Genomic DNA, 16,119 nt, shown 5'->3' with positions numbered 1-16,119 from the left:
CACATCACTGCGATTTGCGGGGAAATCGAGCTAGACTGCCACGACGACCAGGGGGACCGGATGCTCAGACATTACAGGATGTTCGCCGCCTATAACCGCTGGGCCAACGCCCAGGTTTATGCGGCCGCGGCCGAACTCAGCGACGCGGAATTCCGCAGCGACCATGGCGCCTTCTTCGGCTCGCTGCATCGCACGCTCAATCATCTACTCGTCGCCGACCGCATCTGGATGAAACGCTTCACCGGCACCGGCGAAGCGCCGGCGACACTTGATGCCGTTCTCTACGAGGATCTGGATGTGCTTGCCGCGGCGCGCAGAGCCGAGGACGAGCGTATCATTGCGTGGACGAGCCAGCTTGATGAGGCAACCCTGGCAGCCAACTTCAGTTATTCGCCGGTAACACAGCCGGTCGAGATCACTCAGCCCCTCTCGCCCGCGCTCGCGCATCTCTTCAACCACCAGACCCATCATCGCGGCCAATGCCACATGACGCTGACAGCACTCGGCAAGCCGAGCCTCCAGCTGGATCTCATCTACTTTCTGCGCACCGAGGGCCGCGAGTGGATGTGAGGATCGCTTCCATCAAGACTGAATTAACTGCCTTTATCGGTTCCCGTCATCAATTCGGCGCCAACCTTCACAAATTCAGCCTCTTTTAAAAGCTTGCGCGCATAGCGGAAGATGAGAAAGAGGCCGGACCACGAGGGATCGTCATGCAGAATGCAAGCGCAAACGCACTGGTGCCGCGCGAGGCCGCGCGCTCGGCGCCGATGGCCGACATTCTAAGGATCGCCCAGCACATGGCGCGCCTCAACGTTGCCGCGCTGCCGCGCAATTACGAGCTCTTCCATGAGGCGATCGTCGGGCTCAATGCGGGGCTTGCGCAGGATATCGCAGCACTCGGATCTCAGCCACAACAGGCGATGCTCGACGAACTCGGACTGAAATACCGCCTCGTCGGCCATTGTGGACTGGCGGGCGAGATATCACGGAGCGAGGCGAGCCGAATGCTGCGCGACGTTGCCGAGCGGCTTGCCGAAGGTCTCAGGCACAAGAACGCTTTTGCGCGCGCCTGCAGCACGATCCTGAAATCCGTCTCCGGCCACGACGACCAGAGCCTTGCAGCCTTCATCGGCGAGGTGGACTATCTCTCCGCCTCGCTGACAGCGGTGCTGTCGGCTGAAATGGACATCGGCGCCAGGCTTGAGGAAGACATAAAGGCGCTGGAAGTGCTGGAACGCGGGATTTCGGCGATGCAATCGGCCACGACGGCCGACAAGATCACCGGCCTTGCGAACCGCATCGCGCTGAACCGGGTGATATCGGACCTCTACGAGCGCGAGGAAGGTGCGGCCGGCAACGCGCTGATCATGGTCGGCATCGACAACTTCGCCGAGCTCACCGACAGATACGGCACCCAGGCCGGCAACAAGCTTCTGAAGAAGCTCGCAGGCCTCTTTCGCAAATCGATCAAGAAGAACGACTTCGTCGCCCGCGCGGAAGCCGATGAATTCGCCTTCCTGTTTTCCAATGTCGGCATGCAGGATGCAATGGCGATCGCCGAGCGCCTGCGCGCATCGGTCGAGGACAATCTCATCTTCGCGACATCAGACAAGGTCAATCCTGGCAGTCTCACCATCTCGGTCGGCGTAGCGCTGAGCGCCGATGCGGCAACGCCGGGACAGTTGCAAGCCAACGCACGCGTGGCGCTTTTCGCCGCGCAGTCGAACCGGCGCCAGCCGGTACAGGCTTTCGGCCACTGAAGGCGTGCAAGCCTGCTCTTGCCTTGAGGGGCGCTTTCGGCCAAAACGCCGACCATGATCACGATTACCGACATTTCCGCCCGCATCGCCGGACGCCTGCTCCTTGACAACGCCAGTGTGTCGCTGCCCTCGGGCACGAAGGCTGGGCTCGTCGGGCGCAACGGCGCCGGCAAGTCTACGCTTTTTCGCGTCATCACCGGCGATCTCGGCTCGGAGACTGGGTCGGTGTCGATCCCCAAGGCCGCTCGCATCGGTCAGGTGGCGCAGGAAGCACCGGCGACCGAGGACGCGCTGATCGAGATCGTGCTTGCCGCGGATAGGGAACGCACGGCCCTGATTACCGAAGCGGAAACGGCGACCGACCCGCACCGCATCGCCGAAATCCAGATGCGGCTCGTCGATATCGATGCGCATTCGGCCGAAGCGCGCGCGGCCAGCATTCTTGCCGGCCTCGGCTTCGACCAGGCGGCGCAAGCCCGCCCTGCCTCGTCCTTCTCCGGCGGCTGGCGGATGCGCGTGGCGCTTGCCGCCGTGCTTTTCGCCGAGCCGGACCTGCTTCTGCTCGACGAGCCGACCAATTATCTCGACCTCGAAGGCACGATGTGGTTGGAGGACTATATCCGCCGCTATCCGCACACGGTCATCATCATCAGCCACGACCGCGACCTGTTGAACAACGCGGTCAACTCCATCGTGCATCTCGACCAGAAGAAGCTCACTTTCTACCGCGGCAATTACGATCAGTTCGAGCGGCAGAAGGCGGAAGCCGACGAATTGCAGACCAAGGCCAAGGCGAAGAACGAGGCGGCGCGCAAGCATCTGCAGAGCTTCATCGACCGCTTCAAGGCCAAGGCTTCCAAGGCCCGGCAGGCGCAGTCCCGCGTCAAGGCGCTCGAGCGCATGGGAACGGTCGCCGCGGTGATCGAGGATCACGTGCAGCCGATCACCTTCCCCGAGCCGGAGAAGCAGCCGGCCTCGCCGATCGTCGCGATCCAGGGCGGCGCTGTCGGCTATGAGCCCGGCAAGCCGATCCTGAAGAGCCTCAACCTGCGCATCGACAACGACGACCGGATCGCCCTGCTCGGCTCGAACGGCAACGGCAAATCGACCTTCGCCAAATTCATTTCCGGCCGGCTGGCGCCGGAAAGCGGCGAAGTGAAGCTGGCGCCGAGCCTGAAGATTGGCTTCTTCGCGCAGCACCAGCTGGACGACCTCATTCCCGAGCAATCGCCGGTGGAGCATGTGCGCCGGCTGATGCCCGGCGCGCCGGAGGCGAAGGTTCGCGCCCGCGTCGCGCAGATGGGGCTTGCGACCGAGAAAATGGCGACGGCCGCCAAGGATCTTTCCGGTGGCGAGAAAGCCCGACTGCTGATGGGACTTGCCGCCTTCAATGCGCCGAACCTGCTGATCCTCGACGAGCCGACCAACCACCTCGACATCGACAGCCGCCGCGCGCTGATCGAGGCGCTGAACGACTATGAAGGCGCCGTCATCCTCATCTCACACGACCGCCACCTGATCGAGGCGACGGTCGACCGGCTTTGGCTCGTCAACGGCGGCACCGTCACCACCTTCGAAGGCGATATGGACGAGTATCGCGACCTCATCGTCACTTCGGGCAAAAAAAAAGAAGAAAAGCCGCAGCTGGCTGAAGATGCGACCTCGAAGGCCGACCAGCGCAAGCTCAATGCCGAGCGCCGCGCCTCGCTGACGCCACTCAAGAAAAAGATCAAAGAAATCGAATCCTTGACGGCGAAGCTCGAGAAACAGATTCAGGCGCTTGATAAGGAACTTGCGGACCCTGCTCTCTACGAGAAGACGCCCGCGAAAGCCGCCGAAAAGGCAAAGCAGCGCGGCGAGGCCGCGGCAAAACTCGCCACCGCCGAGGAAGATTGGCTGATGCTATCGGCCGAATACGAAGAGGCGATGGCAGGATAGTCACAGGCCTAAGCGAAAGCCGTGGCGAAGTGCCGCGCCTCGGCACAATTCCCACCGCTATCAACCGATCGTTAACCATAATTCGAAAGGTTATCTCAACATTCATTGCTGATTTGTTGAGCCCTTTCAATGCACCGTTTTCTCATTCTGTCCTGCATCGCCGTGACAGCCGCCCTCACCGCCTGCAGCACCACAAGGCAGGCCCCCGATACATCAATCAAGACCTCCTCGGTGATTGCGCCTGAGGGGCGGAAGTCTGTCACCAAGGACGATGGCGATGCATCAGCGCCGCTCCTTGCCGGCCCGCATCACCTGGCCGGGCGGACGCTCGAGATCTCCTCGCTCGCCGATCTCAAGCTAAATGACAAGGAAGTGATCCTGAGCTTCGACGACGGTCCGATCCCCGGCCGGACGGACAAGGTGCTGGCGATCCTCGACCAGTTCGGCGTCAAGGGCGCCTTCATGATGGTCGGCCAGATGGCAGAGATGCATCCGGCGCTCGCCCGCAAGGTAGCGATGGACGGCAACACGATCGGCAGCCACACCTACCGGCACGCCAATCTGAATGCACTGAGTTTCGACGCGGCGATGGCTGAAGTGACGAAGGGCGAAATGGCGGTGACCAAGGCGACTGGAACGGATGTCGCCTTCTTCCGGTTCCCCTATCTCGCCGAGAGCCACAGGCTGCGTGCCGCAATCGCCATGCGCGACATGGTGGTCATGGATGTCGACATCGACAGCAAGGATTATTTCACCACGACGCCAGCTTCCGTGACGCAGCGGACCTTGAACCTGCTGCAGAAGCGCGGCCATGGCATCATCCTGATGCACGACATCCACAAACGCACTGCGACGATGCTGCCGACCCTGCTTTCGAAGCTCGAAGGCGAAGGCTACAAGGTCGTGACGCTGAAATTCAGGAAGACGCAGGCGCCGAGCAATCTCGTCGCCTCCGCAGATTTCGTGGCGACCCGCTAGGGGAAGGTTGCCAAGGAGGCATCAGCTTCCTAGATCAGTCCTACGTCAACGGAAACCGACAGGTCATTGATGAACCTTCACCTCGAAACGGATGACCATCCCAGCACCCGTCAGTTCATCGAAGAACACAACGCACGCTCCGACGCGGCGCTCAGAACACCCGAATTCGCTGGGGATCGCGATGCGATCAAGGCACTGATCGAGCGGCAGGACAGGTTGATCGTCCCGGCGCGCCGGGGCGGCTGGCTGTTCGATTTCCGGCAGAGCAAGGACAACCCGCTCGGCGTCTGGTTCCGCCTGCCGGCCGAGCAGGACCCCTTGCCGGATGCCGATTGGGAGCCGGTGTTCGATCTCGACGCGTTCTGCGCAAGCGAAGGCAAGCGCTGGAGCTGGCGCGGCGTCGTCACTTGCGCCTGGGAGCCGACACGGGTGCTGCTCAGCCTTTCGGACGGTGGCTCGGATCTTGTCCGCCAACTCGAATTCGATGCCGAGAGCAAGCAGATCGTAGAGGGCGGCTTCGATCTGCCCGCCGTACGATCGCACGCCAATTGGCTGAGCCGAGACGAGATCTGCTATTTCGGCTCCATCGATCGTTTCTCGGCGACCCGTTCGGGATGGCCACGCGTCGGGCGGCGACTGAAGCGCGGGCAGCGGCCGGAAGATGCCGACATTATCTTCGAGGCTGCGGACGAGGACGTCTACGGCTTCAACCTCGTCATCGATCCAGCCCTGTTCGGTGCTTCGACGGCCAGCGGCTTGATCAGCATTTTCGGCGCCGCCCATGAGATCGGTGTTGCGAGCGCGTTCCTCATCGCAGATGACGGCACTCGGCAGCGCATCGACCTTCCCGAGGAGATCGATTTTCAGTTCAATCATGACCATTGCCTTTGGCGGGCGAAGACCGACGAGCGCGTTCCAGCCGGCAGTCTCGTGCTGCAACGCTTCGATCCCACCTCCGAGACGTCGCTGCTCGGGCCGGAGCGGATCCTGCTTCGGCCTGCCGAAGGCCAGTCCGTGTCGCAGATGCTGCTGTTGCGCGAATGGTGCGTCTTCATCATCTCCGATCGGCTGCGTCCGCGCCTCCTGGTGCTGGATCTGACGAAGCCCGATGCCGAACAGCGGGAGATCGCGCTGCCGGCCGACATGCAGACGGTTCATTTCAGGCCACTGCATGCCGATCTGCATCTTGGCGACGATACGCTTTACGTCGTCGGCCAGGGATTCCTGCAGCCACCAGCCTGCTATCGCCTCGAGCTATCGGATCGCAGCAGAGAGGCTGAGCCGATTTTCGTCGCGGCGGCACCGAGCTATTTCGATGCGAGCGGAATGTCGTCCGAACTGCTGGAGGCTGTTTCCGAAGACGGAACGAAGGTTCCCTACCGGCTTGTCCTGCCGAAACAATGGACCAAGGGAGCGCTGCCGGTGCTGCTTTACGGCTACGGCGGCTTCGATGTCTCTCTGTCACCGAACTATTCCGGCGTCATAGGACGCTGGCTGGAGCAAGGCGGCGCCTATGTGCAGGCCTATATCCGCGGCGGCGGCGAATTCGGACCCGACTGGTATCGCAGCGCCAAGCGGCAAGGACGAGACAGGGCGTTTGCCGATTTCGTCGCCATCGCCCGCGATCTCGTCGCTCGCGGCTACACCGTGCCATCACGAATCGCGTGCCAGGGTGGCAGCAATGGCGGCCTGCTGACAGGTGTGATGCTGACGCGTTATCCGCAGGATTTCGGCGCCATCTGGTGCCAGGTCCCAGTGCTCGACATGATCCGATTCCACCTGTTCAGCGCCGGGCAAGCCTGGATGGACGAATACGGTGACCCTGATATGCCAGAGGACCGGGACTTCATGCTCGGCTATTCGCCGCTTCACAATGTCAGGCCATCGACCGACGTTACCTACCCGCCGGTCTATATCGAAAGCTCCGCCAATGACGACCGCGTGCATCCATCGCATGCGCGCCGCTTTGCCGCCCGCCTGGAAGAGGCAGGACATCGGCCGCTTTTCCATGAATTCGGCTCGGGCGGACATGGCGGCGACGGAAATTCCGAAGAACGCGCCGCCCGCGCGGCGATGGGTTACAGCTTCCTTCGCCAAACTATCATGAGGTAGAGCGACCATCATGCGGTAGGATGAAATAGAATTGGAGGAGGAGAGCTTGTCCGCGCGCCTCTTTCTGCTACAAACAGGCCCAATAAATCATACTTTTTAAACAGGCTCGAGCGAAACACCATGTCCCCTATCAACCTCGCCATCGTCGGCGTCGGCAAGATCGTCCGCGACCAGCACCTTCCCTCCATCGCCAAGAACCCGGATTTCGAGCTTGTCGCTACGGCAAGCCGCCACGGCACGGTCGAAGGCGTCAAGAGCTATACGACCATCGATGCCATGCTCGACGCCGAGCCGTCGATCGATGCCGTTTCGCTTTGCATGCCGCCGCAATATCGCTACGAGGCGGCCTATAAGGCGCTCGTTGCCGGCAAGCACGTCTTCCTCGAAAAGCCGCCCGGCGCGACGCTCAGCGAAGTTGCCGATCTCGAGGCGCTTGCGGCAAAGCAGGGTGCATCGCTTTTTGCCAGCTGGCATTCGCGCTATGCGCCGGCTGTCGAAGCCGCCAAGGCCTTTCTTGCCGCAACGACGATCAACAGCGTGCATGTGATCTGGAAGGAAGATGTCCGCCACTGGCATCCGAACCAGGAATGGATCTGGCAGGCCGGCGGCCTCGGCGTTTTCGATCCCGGCATCAATGCGCTGTCGATCGTCACCCACATCCTGCCGCGGCCGGCCTTCATCACCGAGGCCGTGCTCGAATTTCCTGAGAATCGCGATGCGCCAATCGCTGCCGACATTCACTTCCGCGATGCCGGCGGCCTGCCTGTGCATGCCGAATTCGACTGGCGCCAGACCGGCAAGCAGAGCTGGGATATCGTTGCGGAAACGGCGGCCGGCCAGATGGTTCTCTCCGAAGGCGGCGCCAAGCTTTCCATCAACGGCACGCTGACATTCGCCGAGCCGGAGCAGGAATATCCCTCGCTTTACCGGCGCTTTGCCGAGATCATCAAGGCCGGCACATCCGATGTCGATCTCGCGCCGCTGCGCCACGTCGCCGACGCCTTCATGCTCGGCAAGCGGAAATTCGTCGAAGCGTTCCACGACTGATTGGCCTCCGCCGGCAGATGCCATGGCTCCGGCTAAATGCTAAAGTAGTGGTCTAACACTTGAAGGCCGCCTCCATGCATCAGGAGCAGGATGAAGCGTTTGGATTGGGCGTCCGGCATCTGACGGTCAGGCTTTCTGACCCCAATGCGAAATGGCGCGAGGCGTATCTGCTGGAGGAGACCAGGGTCCGCAACGCGCTTGGCCCTCTGGCGCTCGATATCCAGCATTTCGGCAGCACCGCCATTCCAGGCATCAAGGCAAAGCCGATCATCGACATCCTCGTGGGCGTCCCGCGGCTCGAGGATGGGCTTGCCTGTATCGTCCCGATGGAAAAGATCGGCTATGATTATGCCGGCGCGGATATCGTGCCGGACGACCACCTCTTCGGCCGTGGCATCACGGGCGAGACGCGCACGCATCTCGCCCATGTGGTCGAGTATCAGGGCTTCAACTGGAGGCGGAACATTTTCTTCCGTGACAGGCTGCAAAACGATCCCGCCCTCGCCTTCGCCTATGAAGAACTGAAGATCGACCTTGCGCAGAAATTTGCCGAGAGCCGCGCGGCCTATACCGGCGCAAAAAAGGATTTCATCGACAAGGTTCTGGCCGAGGCCGGATTGGCCTGACAATCGATGTCAGGCCTTCTTTTCCCATCGCCCTTCCGGTGTCTGCTGCCAGTAGGTGAGGTTGTGCCCCTCGCCTTTCAGCCTCTTCCAATGCGCACGGGCTGCTTCCAGTTGCTCCTGGTCGTGACCGTCGAACATGAAGACGATTCGCTCATAGGCGCCGGCCGGCGGCGGTTCGGCGCCATCGACGATGAAACGCACGGTCGCTGCGTTGCCATTATCCGGCGTCACCGTCAAAAGCACCGGCTGGCTTTCGGCGAAATCACCTTCATCGGTGCCGTGCGGCAGAAAACTTTCCTCACGGAACGTCCAAAGATGCGTATCGAGCGCATCACGCCGCGCCGGCTCCCGCGTCTGAACGGCGACGCGCCAGCCGCGCTCGGCGCTTTTGTCGATGAGCGGCGGCAGCGCGTCCTCCAGCCTGGTTTCGGTCAGATGATAGAAGAGAACCTCGGTCATCAGGATTCATAGTGTGCGCGAACGAGCTCGTCGAGCAAGCGCACGCCGAAACCGGAACCCCAGGACTGGTTGATCTCGTCCTGTGGCGAGCCCATTGCCGTGCCGGCGATATCGAGATGCGCCCAGGGCGTGTCTTGCACGAAACGCTTGAGGAAATGCGCCGCCGTGATCGAGCCGGCCTGCCGGCCGCCGGTGTTCTTCATGTCGGCGAACTTGCTGTCAATCAGCTTGTCGTAGTCCTTGCCGAGCGGCATGCGCCAGAGCTTTTCGTTGGTCGCGAGACCGGCCGCCGTCAGTTGAGCAGAGAGCTGATCGTCGTTGGAGAACAGGCCGGCATGCACATTGCCGAGCGCCACGACGATCGCGCCGGTCAGCGTGGCGAGATTGACCATGAATTGCGGCTTGAAGCGGTCGTTGCAGTACCAGAGGGCGTCGCAGAGCACGAGGCGGCCCTCGGCATCGGTATTGATCACCTCGATCGTCTGGCCGGACATCGACGTGACGATATCACCCGGGCGCTGGGCGTTACCGTCGGGCATGTTTTCAACAAGGCCGATGATCCCGATGGCGTTCACGGCAGCCTTGCGGGAGGCGAGCAGATGCATGAGACCGATGACGGCTGCAGCACCGCCCATATCGCCCTTCATGTCTTCCATGCCGGCCGCCGGCTTGATCGAAATGCCGCCGGTATCGAAGACAACGCCCTTGCCGATGAAGGCGATGGGGCGATCCTTGCCCTTGCCGCCCTTCCACTGCATGACCGCCAGCCGCGGCGGGCGCACGGAGCCTTGGGCGACGCCGAGAAGGGCGCCCATGCCGAGACGACGCATCTCCCGCTCGGTCAGGATTTCCACTTCGATTCCGAGCTTTTCCAAGTCCTTCGCCTTGGCGGCGAACTCGACGGGGCCGAGCACGTTCGGCGGTTCGTTGACGAGATCACGGGCAAGATTGACGCCGCCGGCGATCGCTTCGGACTCGGAAAACGCCTTCTTGGCGGCGCCAGGATCGGCGGTAACGACCGTCACCTTGACGGATTTTGCCGGCTTGTCTTCCTCGTCGTTCTTCTTCGTCTTGTAGGTGTCGAAGCTGTAGGCGCGCAGCAGCATGCCGAGCGCAAAATCGGCCGCCGCCCGCGCGCTCACCTCCAGCCCCGGCACCTCGATAAAGACGGCAGCCTTGTCGGTGTTCTTGATCTTCGATGCCGCAACACCGCCGGCCTTCAGCCAGTCATGGGGGGTGAGTTCGGCCGCCTTGCCGAGCCCGACGGCGACGATGCGCTCGACGGGCGAGCCTTCCGGGGCGACGATATCGAGCGCGGCCATGGATTTCGCGGAGAATCGGGCGATCTTCGCAGCTTTCGCAACCACGCCTGCCGGGTCGACCACTTCGACGCCCGCCGCACTCTCTGCATCGGCCGTCTTCAACAGAATCGCCAGGCCGCCATTGAGCTTTGCCGACTTTGCGAATGAAATTTCGAACTTTGCTGACATGTCTTCTCCGCTGGGATTCTTTGAAATCCGTCCCCCGCGGATAATTTCGCGTTTGGCGGGTCTGTCAATGGCTTGCGACAATTGTTATGGTCGCCGGCGGCCATCAAGGCCCTCATGTTTTCGTCAGTTTCGTAGATATTCGCGTTGACAATTTTTTCGAAAAATCGATGGCGGGGTCCGGCAATCCACCTGCCGAAAACGACTTTCGGTGCATTCATGTGGCTGTTCTGGACATGGTGGGCCTTGCTTGCTGTGTTCCGAGCTTTCCCCGGAATAGATATCTATTTTTCCCAGCTTTTTTTCGTGGCCGCCAATTGCGATGCGACCTCCGCCGCCGGCAGCATCTGCGGCGGCTTTCCCTATCGCGACTCTGATATCTTCGACCTGTTGCGCACCGCCTTCTTTCGTCTTCCCTATATCGTGGCGATCTGGATGGCGTGGAAACTCATCGAATGCTACCAGCAGCACGGCGCGACCTTCAACGCCGAGCGCGCCCGCAAGCTCAAGGTCGCCTTGGGAACGCTGCTGATCGGGCCGGTGCTGCTGGTCAATGTCATCCTGAAGGAACATTGGGGCCGGCCGCGGCCGGTGCAGACGGATATTTTCGGCGGCGCGCTGCATTTCGCCGAGGCAGGATCGCTTGCCGGCAAATGCGTTTCGAACTGCTCTTTCGTCTCCGGCGAGGCAGCGAGCGCGGGCTGGCTCTTCTGCCTTCTACTCTTCATTCCGAAATCGCTGCGCTATGCGCTGTTTCCGCCCGTGGCCGCCATCTCGATCCTCACGCCGGCAATGCGGCTATCCTTCGGCGCGCACTATCTTTCCGACGTCGTACTCGGGTGGCTTTCCTCACTTGTCATCTTCGCCGCGCTGCTGGCGTTAACTGAGTCGCAACAGAGCCAAAAAAATTCTGAAATTTGAATGAATTTTTGACACCAGCTTGTCGCAAAAGCGCGACAAAGAGCGTAGAGGGATTTTCCTGCAAGCCGTTTGGGCGTGCAGGTGCTTTCAAGGGCCGGCATGAAACTACTCGAGACATACATATTGCGGCGCGTCGGCCAGATGTTTCTCGTGGCGCTCCTGCCCGTGCTGGCGATCATATGGACGACGCAGGTTCTGCAGCGTATCAACCTCGTCACCGACAGCGGCCAGTCGATCGGCACGTTCGCCCAGCTCGCGACGATGATCCTGCCGTCGATCATTCCCGTCGTTCTGCCCTTTGCCCTCGTTATCGCGATCACCCAGACGCTGACGACGATGAACAACGATTCCGAGCTGACCGTCATCGACGCGGCTGGGGCACGACGCAGCATTCTGGTCCGTCCGATCCTGCTGCTTGCCGCCGCCATCAGCGTTTTTTCCTTCTTCGTCGACAATGTCGTCGAGCCGCGCGCGAAGACCGTCGTGCGGCAGATGATCGCCGAAACCTATGCCGACCTCCTTTCTTCGGTGATCGAAGAGAAGAACTTCCGCAAGCTTGATGAAGGCCTCTATGTGCAGATCTCGCAGCGGATGGCCGGGCGCATGCTGAAGGGGCTGTTCGTCGCCGACGAGCGCGATCCGAACTATGAGCTGATCTATTATGCGAAGGAAGGTGCGGTCGACGACACAGGCACGACCTTGATCATGCATGATGGCGAGGTGCACCGCAAAACGCCTGACGGCAATGTCTCGGTCATCAATTTCGATTCCTATTCCTTCGACCTCTCGGACATGACGGAGAATCGTGGTCAGGCGACGCTGAAAGCCAGCGACCGCGACCTGTGGTTCCTGTTCAATCCCGATCCGAACGACAAGGACTATACGATCCGGCCGCAGAGCTACCGTGCAGAACTGCATCGCCGGCTGACGGACTGGATCCTGCCTGTCGTCTTTGCGCTGTTCTCGCTGGCGATCGCCGGTGACGCGCGCTCGCACCGGGAGGCGCGGCTGCACCCGATGGTCAGCGCGCTCGCCTATGCGTTCGCTCTGCGCTGGGCGGCCTTCTACGCGGCCAATCAGATCGATACAGACCCCGAATATATAGCCGTGCTTTACGCAATTCCGATCGTAAGCAGCGTCGTCTCAATCGTCTTCCTCGGCCTGCACAAACGTCTGGTCATGCCTTCGTTCCTCAGGGATCGGATGTCATCTTTCTGGAGACGCACTCAGGAAAGACTGCTTTCCGCCACCAGCGGGACTGACGGGGGCACTGCCTAATGATGTTCGGGACATTGTCGCGTTATTTCTTTCGCCGCTACCTGGTGACGACAGGCTGGTTCCTGATTGGCGTCTCGGCGATTGCCTTCCTCCTCGATTTCAGCGAGACGGCCGGCCGCATGTCCGGCCTGCCCGGCTACACGATCGGCGGCGGCGTCCTGATGACTGCCGTGCGCCTGCCGCTCATCCTGCAGCAGACAATACCCTTCGTCGCGCTCTTCGTCGGCATAACGGTGCTGATCGGGCTCAATCGCAAATACGAACTTGTCGTCACACGCGCAGCCGGCGTTTCGGTCTGGCAGTTCATGTTCCCCTTCATCGCCGGCTCGCTGGCGCTCGGCGTGCTCACCATGACGGCGCTCAATCCGCTTGCCGCCTGGGGACAGCGCCAGGCGCTGCTCGTCGAATCCGACTGGCGCGGCGAAAATGCCGTCCTGCGCAAGGCGCCTCAGATTCCGTGGCTGCGCCAGATCAGCGGCCGGGACGATGTCATCATCGGCGCCCAGATGGTCCAGGAGAACGGAACCAAGCTGGTCGACGCCGTGCTGATCCATTTCGATTCAGGCGGCCAAGTCATTCTGAGACAGGACGCTTCCACTGCAAAATTGGAAGATGGTTACTGGCAACTTAACAACGTCGTCGAGCGCAAGCCTGGCGAAATCCCCGTGCGTAAAGCTTCGGTTCAACTTCGCACCAATCTGAAACAGGATTTCGTCCAGGAGCGGCTGACGGCGCCGGAAACAATTGGTTTCTTTGATCTTTCCAACCGCATTGCGGCAGCCAAATCCTTCGGTATCTCAACCAAGGCACTGGAGACGCAATTCAACTCCCTGTTGTCCCAGCCGTTGCTGCTGGTGGCCATGACTCTCATTGCTGCAACAGTGTCCCTAAAATTTAGCCGGTTCAACCAATCCCGCTCCGTGATTCTGGGTGGAATCCTCTCGGGCTTCATGCTTTATGTCATCACCGTGCTTGTAAAAGCATTCGGAAGCAGTGGAGTCGTGCCTCCCTTCGTGGCGACGTGGATACCGGTGGTCGTCGCGTTGGCGTTGGGCGCGACTATTCTGCTTCATCAGGAGGACGGCTAGTGGCGGCAGGCGACCGCAAGTATTTTAGTAAACAGTTGGTTGCCCTGCTTGTCGGCGCGACTCTATGTTCCTATTTCGGCAGCGTCCCGGCTTCCTACGGCCAGGCCACTGCCCCTGAACAAAACATCGAAAAGAAGATTCCCGAAGGCGCCAAGCTTATGCTTTCCGCCAACGAACTCCTCTATAATCGTGACTCCCAGCTGGTGTCGGCGGTCGGCGGCGTGCAGATCAACTATGGCGGCTACAAGATGGTCGCGCAGAAGGTCGAGTACAACCAGAAGACGGGCCGGATGATGGCCATCGGCAATATCGAGCTGGTCAGCCCCGACGGCAACCGGATCTATGCCGACAACCTAGACGTGACTGACAACTTCGCCGACGGGTTTTTGAACGCGTTGCGCATCGAGACATCCGACAATACGCGTATCGCAGCCGAAAGCGGCGAGCGCGTCGGCGGCACGATGATGATCCTCAACAAGGGCGTCTACACGGCCTGCCTTCCCTGCGCTGAGGATCCGAAGCGGGCGCCCTTCTGGCAAGTCAAGGCCAAGCGGGTGATTCAGAACGGCGTGACTCACACGATTCGTCTGGAACGGGCTCGCTTCGAGCTGCTCGGCCATCCGATTGCTTTCTTGCCGTTCATCGAGGTTCCCGATAACACGGTGAAACGCAAGTCAGGCTTTCTCTTCCCGACGATGAGCCTGTCGCAGAATCTCGGCTTCGGTCTTTCCGTTCCATATTATTACGTGATCTCGCCGAGCATGGATGCGACGGTCACCGCCACCGGCTACACCGCGCAGGGCTTTCTCGTAGAAGGTGAATTCCGTCAACGCTTCGAAAACGGCACGCATATCCTGCGCGTCGCCGGCATAGACCAGGCCAAGCCCGATAATTTCACCTCCGGCACCAGCGATGCCGAAGCCGGGCAGCGCGGCATGGTGGCTTCGAAGGCCGAATTCCGCATCAATCCGCGCTGGACGTTCGGCTGGGACGTCATGATGCAGAGCGACAATAATTTCTCGAAAACCTACAAACTCCGCGGCCTGAGTGCCACGGATCGCACCAACCAGATCTACCTGACAGGCCTCGGGAAGCGCAATTATTTCGACATGCGGGCGTTCTATTTCGACATCCAGGATGCCGACCGAAAGAACACGGCCGAAAAGCAGCAGGCGATCGTCTATCCCTCGCTCGACTATCACTATGTGGCGCCGCAGCCACTTGCCGGCGGCGAAGTTTCGGCGGACGTCAACCTTACGAACATTTCGCGCACCCACGACGACTTCTATACCGTTGACGGCTTCGACCGTTTCCGCGGCCTAAGGGGGCAGACGTCGCGCCTGACGGCCGAACTGCAGTGGAAGCGCACCTACGTCACACCGACTGGCCTTGTCATCACGCCGCTTCTGGCCGCGCGCGGCGATGCCTTCGCGCTGAACATGGACAACCCTACCGGATACACCGGCGGCTACGACGACAACAATTCCGCAACCCGCTCGATGTTCACGGCCGGGCTGGAGATGCGTTATCCGATCCTGATGACAACGGATAACAGCACCCATATTCTCGAGCCGATCGCGCAGATCTACGCCCGTCCGGACGAGCAGCTTGCCGGCAGGCTCCCGAACGAGGATGCGCAGAGCTTCGTCTTCGACGCCACCTCGCTGTTCGACCGCGACAAATTCTCGGGCTACGACCGTGTCGAAGGCGGCACGCGCGCCAATATCGGCATCCAGTATACGGGCACGTTCGACAGCGGCTACAAGCTGCACGGCATCTTCGGCCAGTCGTATCAGATCGCCGGCCAGAACTCGTTCGCGACCGACGACCTCGTCAATGTCGGTGCGGATTCGGGCCTCGAAACCGCGCGCTCCGACTATGTCGGCCTCGGTGGCATCGAGACACCTTTCGGCGTTTCAACGACGTACTCCTACCGCCTCGACGAAAAGGATTTCGATTTCCGTCGCGGCGACCTGACCACGGCCTACAGCAACGACACCTTTGCCACGCAACTGACCTACACTCACGTCAGCGCCCAGCCGGCATATGGCTTCGACAAAGACAACGACGAGATCCAGACCAACAGCAGCGTCAAGTTCAAGGATTACTGGTCTATCTTTGGCGGCATCGCCTGGGATTTGAACAATGATGTCATCAGCCGCCGGACGATCGGCCTCTCCTATGATGACGAATGCACGATCTTTACGATCGCCTATACCGACACCAGGGACCCCAGCAACGAGTCGGCAAGCGACTGGACGATCGGCGCGCGGCTGACATTCCGCACGCTCGGCGACATCAAGATCGGCTCCGACAGCCTCGAATAGCGGACGGCGAAAGATGTCTCAGGTCATTCTTTCGCCGTATGCCTGTGCAGGACATTGCTGCCAGTCGATATCTGAGGCATAGGGGTTTCGCGCCA

General features: G+C 60.8%; 13 protein-coding genes. 11 read left to right on the top strand and 2 right to left on the bottom strand.

The annotated features are described in order from the left end of the window. Window positions 1-60 precede the first annotated feature (60 nt). From EFQ99_RS09735 to EFQ99_RS09705, 7 genes are all read left to right on the top strand, one after another. Entirely contained in the window at window positions 61-570 is a 510-nt protein-coding gene (locus EFQ99_RS09735) for a DinB family protein (protein WP_126920811.1), read from the top strand. Between the two features lie 143 nt (window positions 571-713). Beyond that, the gene (locus EFQ99_RS09730; RefSeq protein WP_126920810.1) at window positions 714-1,763 is read left to right on the top strand and encodes a GGDEF domain-containing protein; all 1,050 of its coding nucleotides are present in this window, start codon (window positions 714-716) and stop codon (window positions 1,761-1,763) included. A 54-nt stretch (window positions 1,764-1,817) separates the two neighbouring features. Next, window positions 1,818-3,701, top strand: a complete 1,884-nt coding sequence (locus EFQ99_RS09725; protein ID WP_126920809.1) for an ABC-F family ATP-binding cassette domain-containing protein — start codon at window positions 1,818-1,820, stop codon at window positions 3,699-3,701. 129 nt (window positions 3,702-3,830) lie between these two features. Then, the gene (locus tag EFQ99_RS09720) at window positions 3,831-4,679 is read left to right on the top strand and encodes a polysaccharide deacetylase family protein (protein ID WP_126920808.1); all 849 of its coding nucleotides are present in this window, start codon (window positions 3,831-3,833) and stop codon (window positions 4,677-4,679) included. A gap of 69 nt (window positions 4,680-4,748) precedes the next feature. Then, window positions 4,749-6,791, top strand: a complete 2,043-nt coding sequence (locus EFQ99_RS09715) for a prolyl oligopeptidase family serine peptidase (protein ID WP_126920807.1) — start codon at window positions 4,749-4,751, stop codon at window positions 6,789-6,791. A gap of 120 nt (window positions 6,792-6,911) precedes the next feature. Beyond that, window positions 6,912-7,838 carry a Gfo/Idh/MocA family protein gene (locus tag EFQ99_RS09710; protein ID WP_126920806.1) on the top strand — a complete coding sequence of 309 codons (927 nt, stop codon included), beginning with the start codon at window positions 6,912-6,914 and terminating at the stop codon, window positions 7,836-7,838. Between the two features lie 74 nt (window positions 7,839-7,912). Next, window positions 7,913-8,464 carry a GrpB family protein gene (locus EFQ99_RS09705; protein ID WP_126920805.1) on the top strand — a complete coding sequence of 184 codons (552 nt, stop codon included), beginning with the start codon at window positions 7,913-7,915 and terminating at the stop codon, window positions 8,462-8,464. Window positions 8,465-8,473: 9 nt separating this feature from the next. Here EFQ99_RS09705 and EFQ99_RS09700 read toward each other — a convergent pair whose 3' ends face one another. Beyond that, window positions 8,474-8,923, bottom strand: coding sequence for a DNA polymerase III subunit chi (locus EFQ99_RS09700; protein WP_126920804.1), 450 nt, complete (start codon window positions 8,921-8,923; stop codon window positions 8,474-8,476). After that, window positions 8,923-10,413 carry a leucyl aminopeptidase gene (locus EFQ99_RS09695; protein WP_126920803.1) on the bottom strand — a complete coding sequence of 497 codons (1,491 nt, stop codon included), beginning with the start codon at window positions 10,411-10,413 and terminating at the stop codon, window positions 8,923-8,925. The genes EFQ99_RS09700 and EFQ99_RS09695 overlap by 1 nt, the downstream gene beginning before the upstream one ends. 144 nt (window positions 10,414-10,557) lie before the next feature. Between EFQ99_RS09695 and EFQ99_RS09690 the strand changes: the two genes are divergently transcribed. The 4 genes from EFQ99_RS09690 (at window position 10,558) to EFQ99_RS09675 (ending at window position 16,024) form a co-directional block, all read left to right on the top strand. Next, window positions 10,558-11,331, top strand: coding sequence for a phosphatase PAP2 family protein (locus EFQ99_RS09690; RefSeq protein ID WP_126920802.1), 774 nt, complete (start codon window positions 10,558-10,560; stop codon window positions 11,329-11,331). A 99-nt stretch (window positions 11,332-11,430) separates the two neighbouring features. Beyond that, window positions 11,431-12,609 (top strand): LPS export ABC transporter permease LptF, encoded by a 1,179-nt coding sequence (gene lptF / locus EFQ99_RS09685; RefSeq protein ID WP_126920801.1) that lies wholly within the window; start codon window positions 11,431-11,433, stop codon window positions 12,607-12,609. After that, window positions 12,609-13,697, top strand: a complete 1,089-nt coding sequence (gene lptG, locus EFQ99_RS09680; RefSeq protein ID WP_126920800.1) for an LPS export ABC transporter permease LptG — start codon at window positions 12,609-12,611, stop codon at window positions 13,695-13,697. The genes lptF and lptG overlap by 1 nt, the downstream gene beginning before the upstream one ends. Then, window positions 13,697-16,024 (top strand): LPS-assembly protein LptD, encoded by a 2,328-nt coding sequence (locus EFQ99_RS09675; protein WP_126920799.1) that lies wholly within the window; start codon window positions 13,697-13,699, stop codon window positions 16,022-16,024. Before lptG ends, EFQ99_RS09675 begins: the two co-directional genes overlap by 1 nt. The last annotated feature ends 95 nt before the right edge of the window (window positions 16,025-16,119 follow it).

The sequence above is a fragment of the Rhizobium vallis genome (genome assembly GCF_003985155.1).
Taxonomy (GTDB): Bacteria; Pseudomonadota; Alphaproteobacteria; order Rhizobiales; family Rhizobiaceae; genus Rhizobium; species Rhizobium vallis.
This window is presented reverse-complemented; position numbering and strand designations above follow the sequence as displayed.

Bases quoted from the DNA above. Each gene is read 5' to 3' on its own strand.
- EFQ99_RS09715 (WP_126920807.1), top strand. From the start codon at position 4,749: ATGAACCTTCACCTCGAAACGGATGACCATCCCAGCACCCGTCAGTTC.
- EFQ99_RS09730 (WP_126920810.1), top strand. From the start codon at position 714: ATGCAGAATGCAAGCGCAAACGCACTGGTGCCGCGCGAGGCCGCGCGC.
- lptG (WP_126920800.1), top strand. From the start codon at position 12,609: ATGATGTTCGGGACATTGTCGCGTTATTTCTTTCGCCGCTACCTGGTG.
- EFQ99_RS09705 (WP_126920805.1), top strand. From the start codon at position 7,913: ATGCATCAGGAGCAGGATGAAGCGTTTGGATTGGGCGTCCGGCATCTG.
- EFQ99_RS09695 (WP_126920803.1), bottom strand. From the start codon at position 10,413: ATGTCAGCAAAGTTCGAAATTTCATTCGCAAAGTCGGCAAAGCTCAAT.
- EFQ99_RS09725 (WP_126920809.1), top strand. From the start codon at position 1,818: ATGATCACGATTACCGACATTTCCGCCCGCATCGCCGGACGCCTGCTC.
- EFQ99_RS09735 (WP_126920811.1), top strand. From the start codon at position 61: ATGCTCAGACATTACAGGATGTTCGCCGCCTATAACCGCTGGGCCAAC.
- EFQ99_RS09720 (WP_126920808.1), top strand. From the start codon at position 3,831: ATGCACCGTTTTCTCATTCTGTCCTGCATCGCCGTGACAGCCGCCCTC.
- lptF (WP_126920801.1), top strand. From the start codon at position 11,431: ATGAAACTACTCGAGACATACATATTGCGGCGCGTCGGCCAGATGTTT.
- EFQ99_RS09700 (WP_126920804.1), bottom strand. From the start codon at position 8,923: ATGACCGAGGTTCTCTTCTATCATCTGACCGAAACCAGGCTGGAGGAC.
- EFQ99_RS09710 (WP_126920806.1), top strand. From the start codon at position 6,912: ATGTCCCCTATCAACCTCGCCATCGTCGGCGTCGGCAAGATCGTCCGC.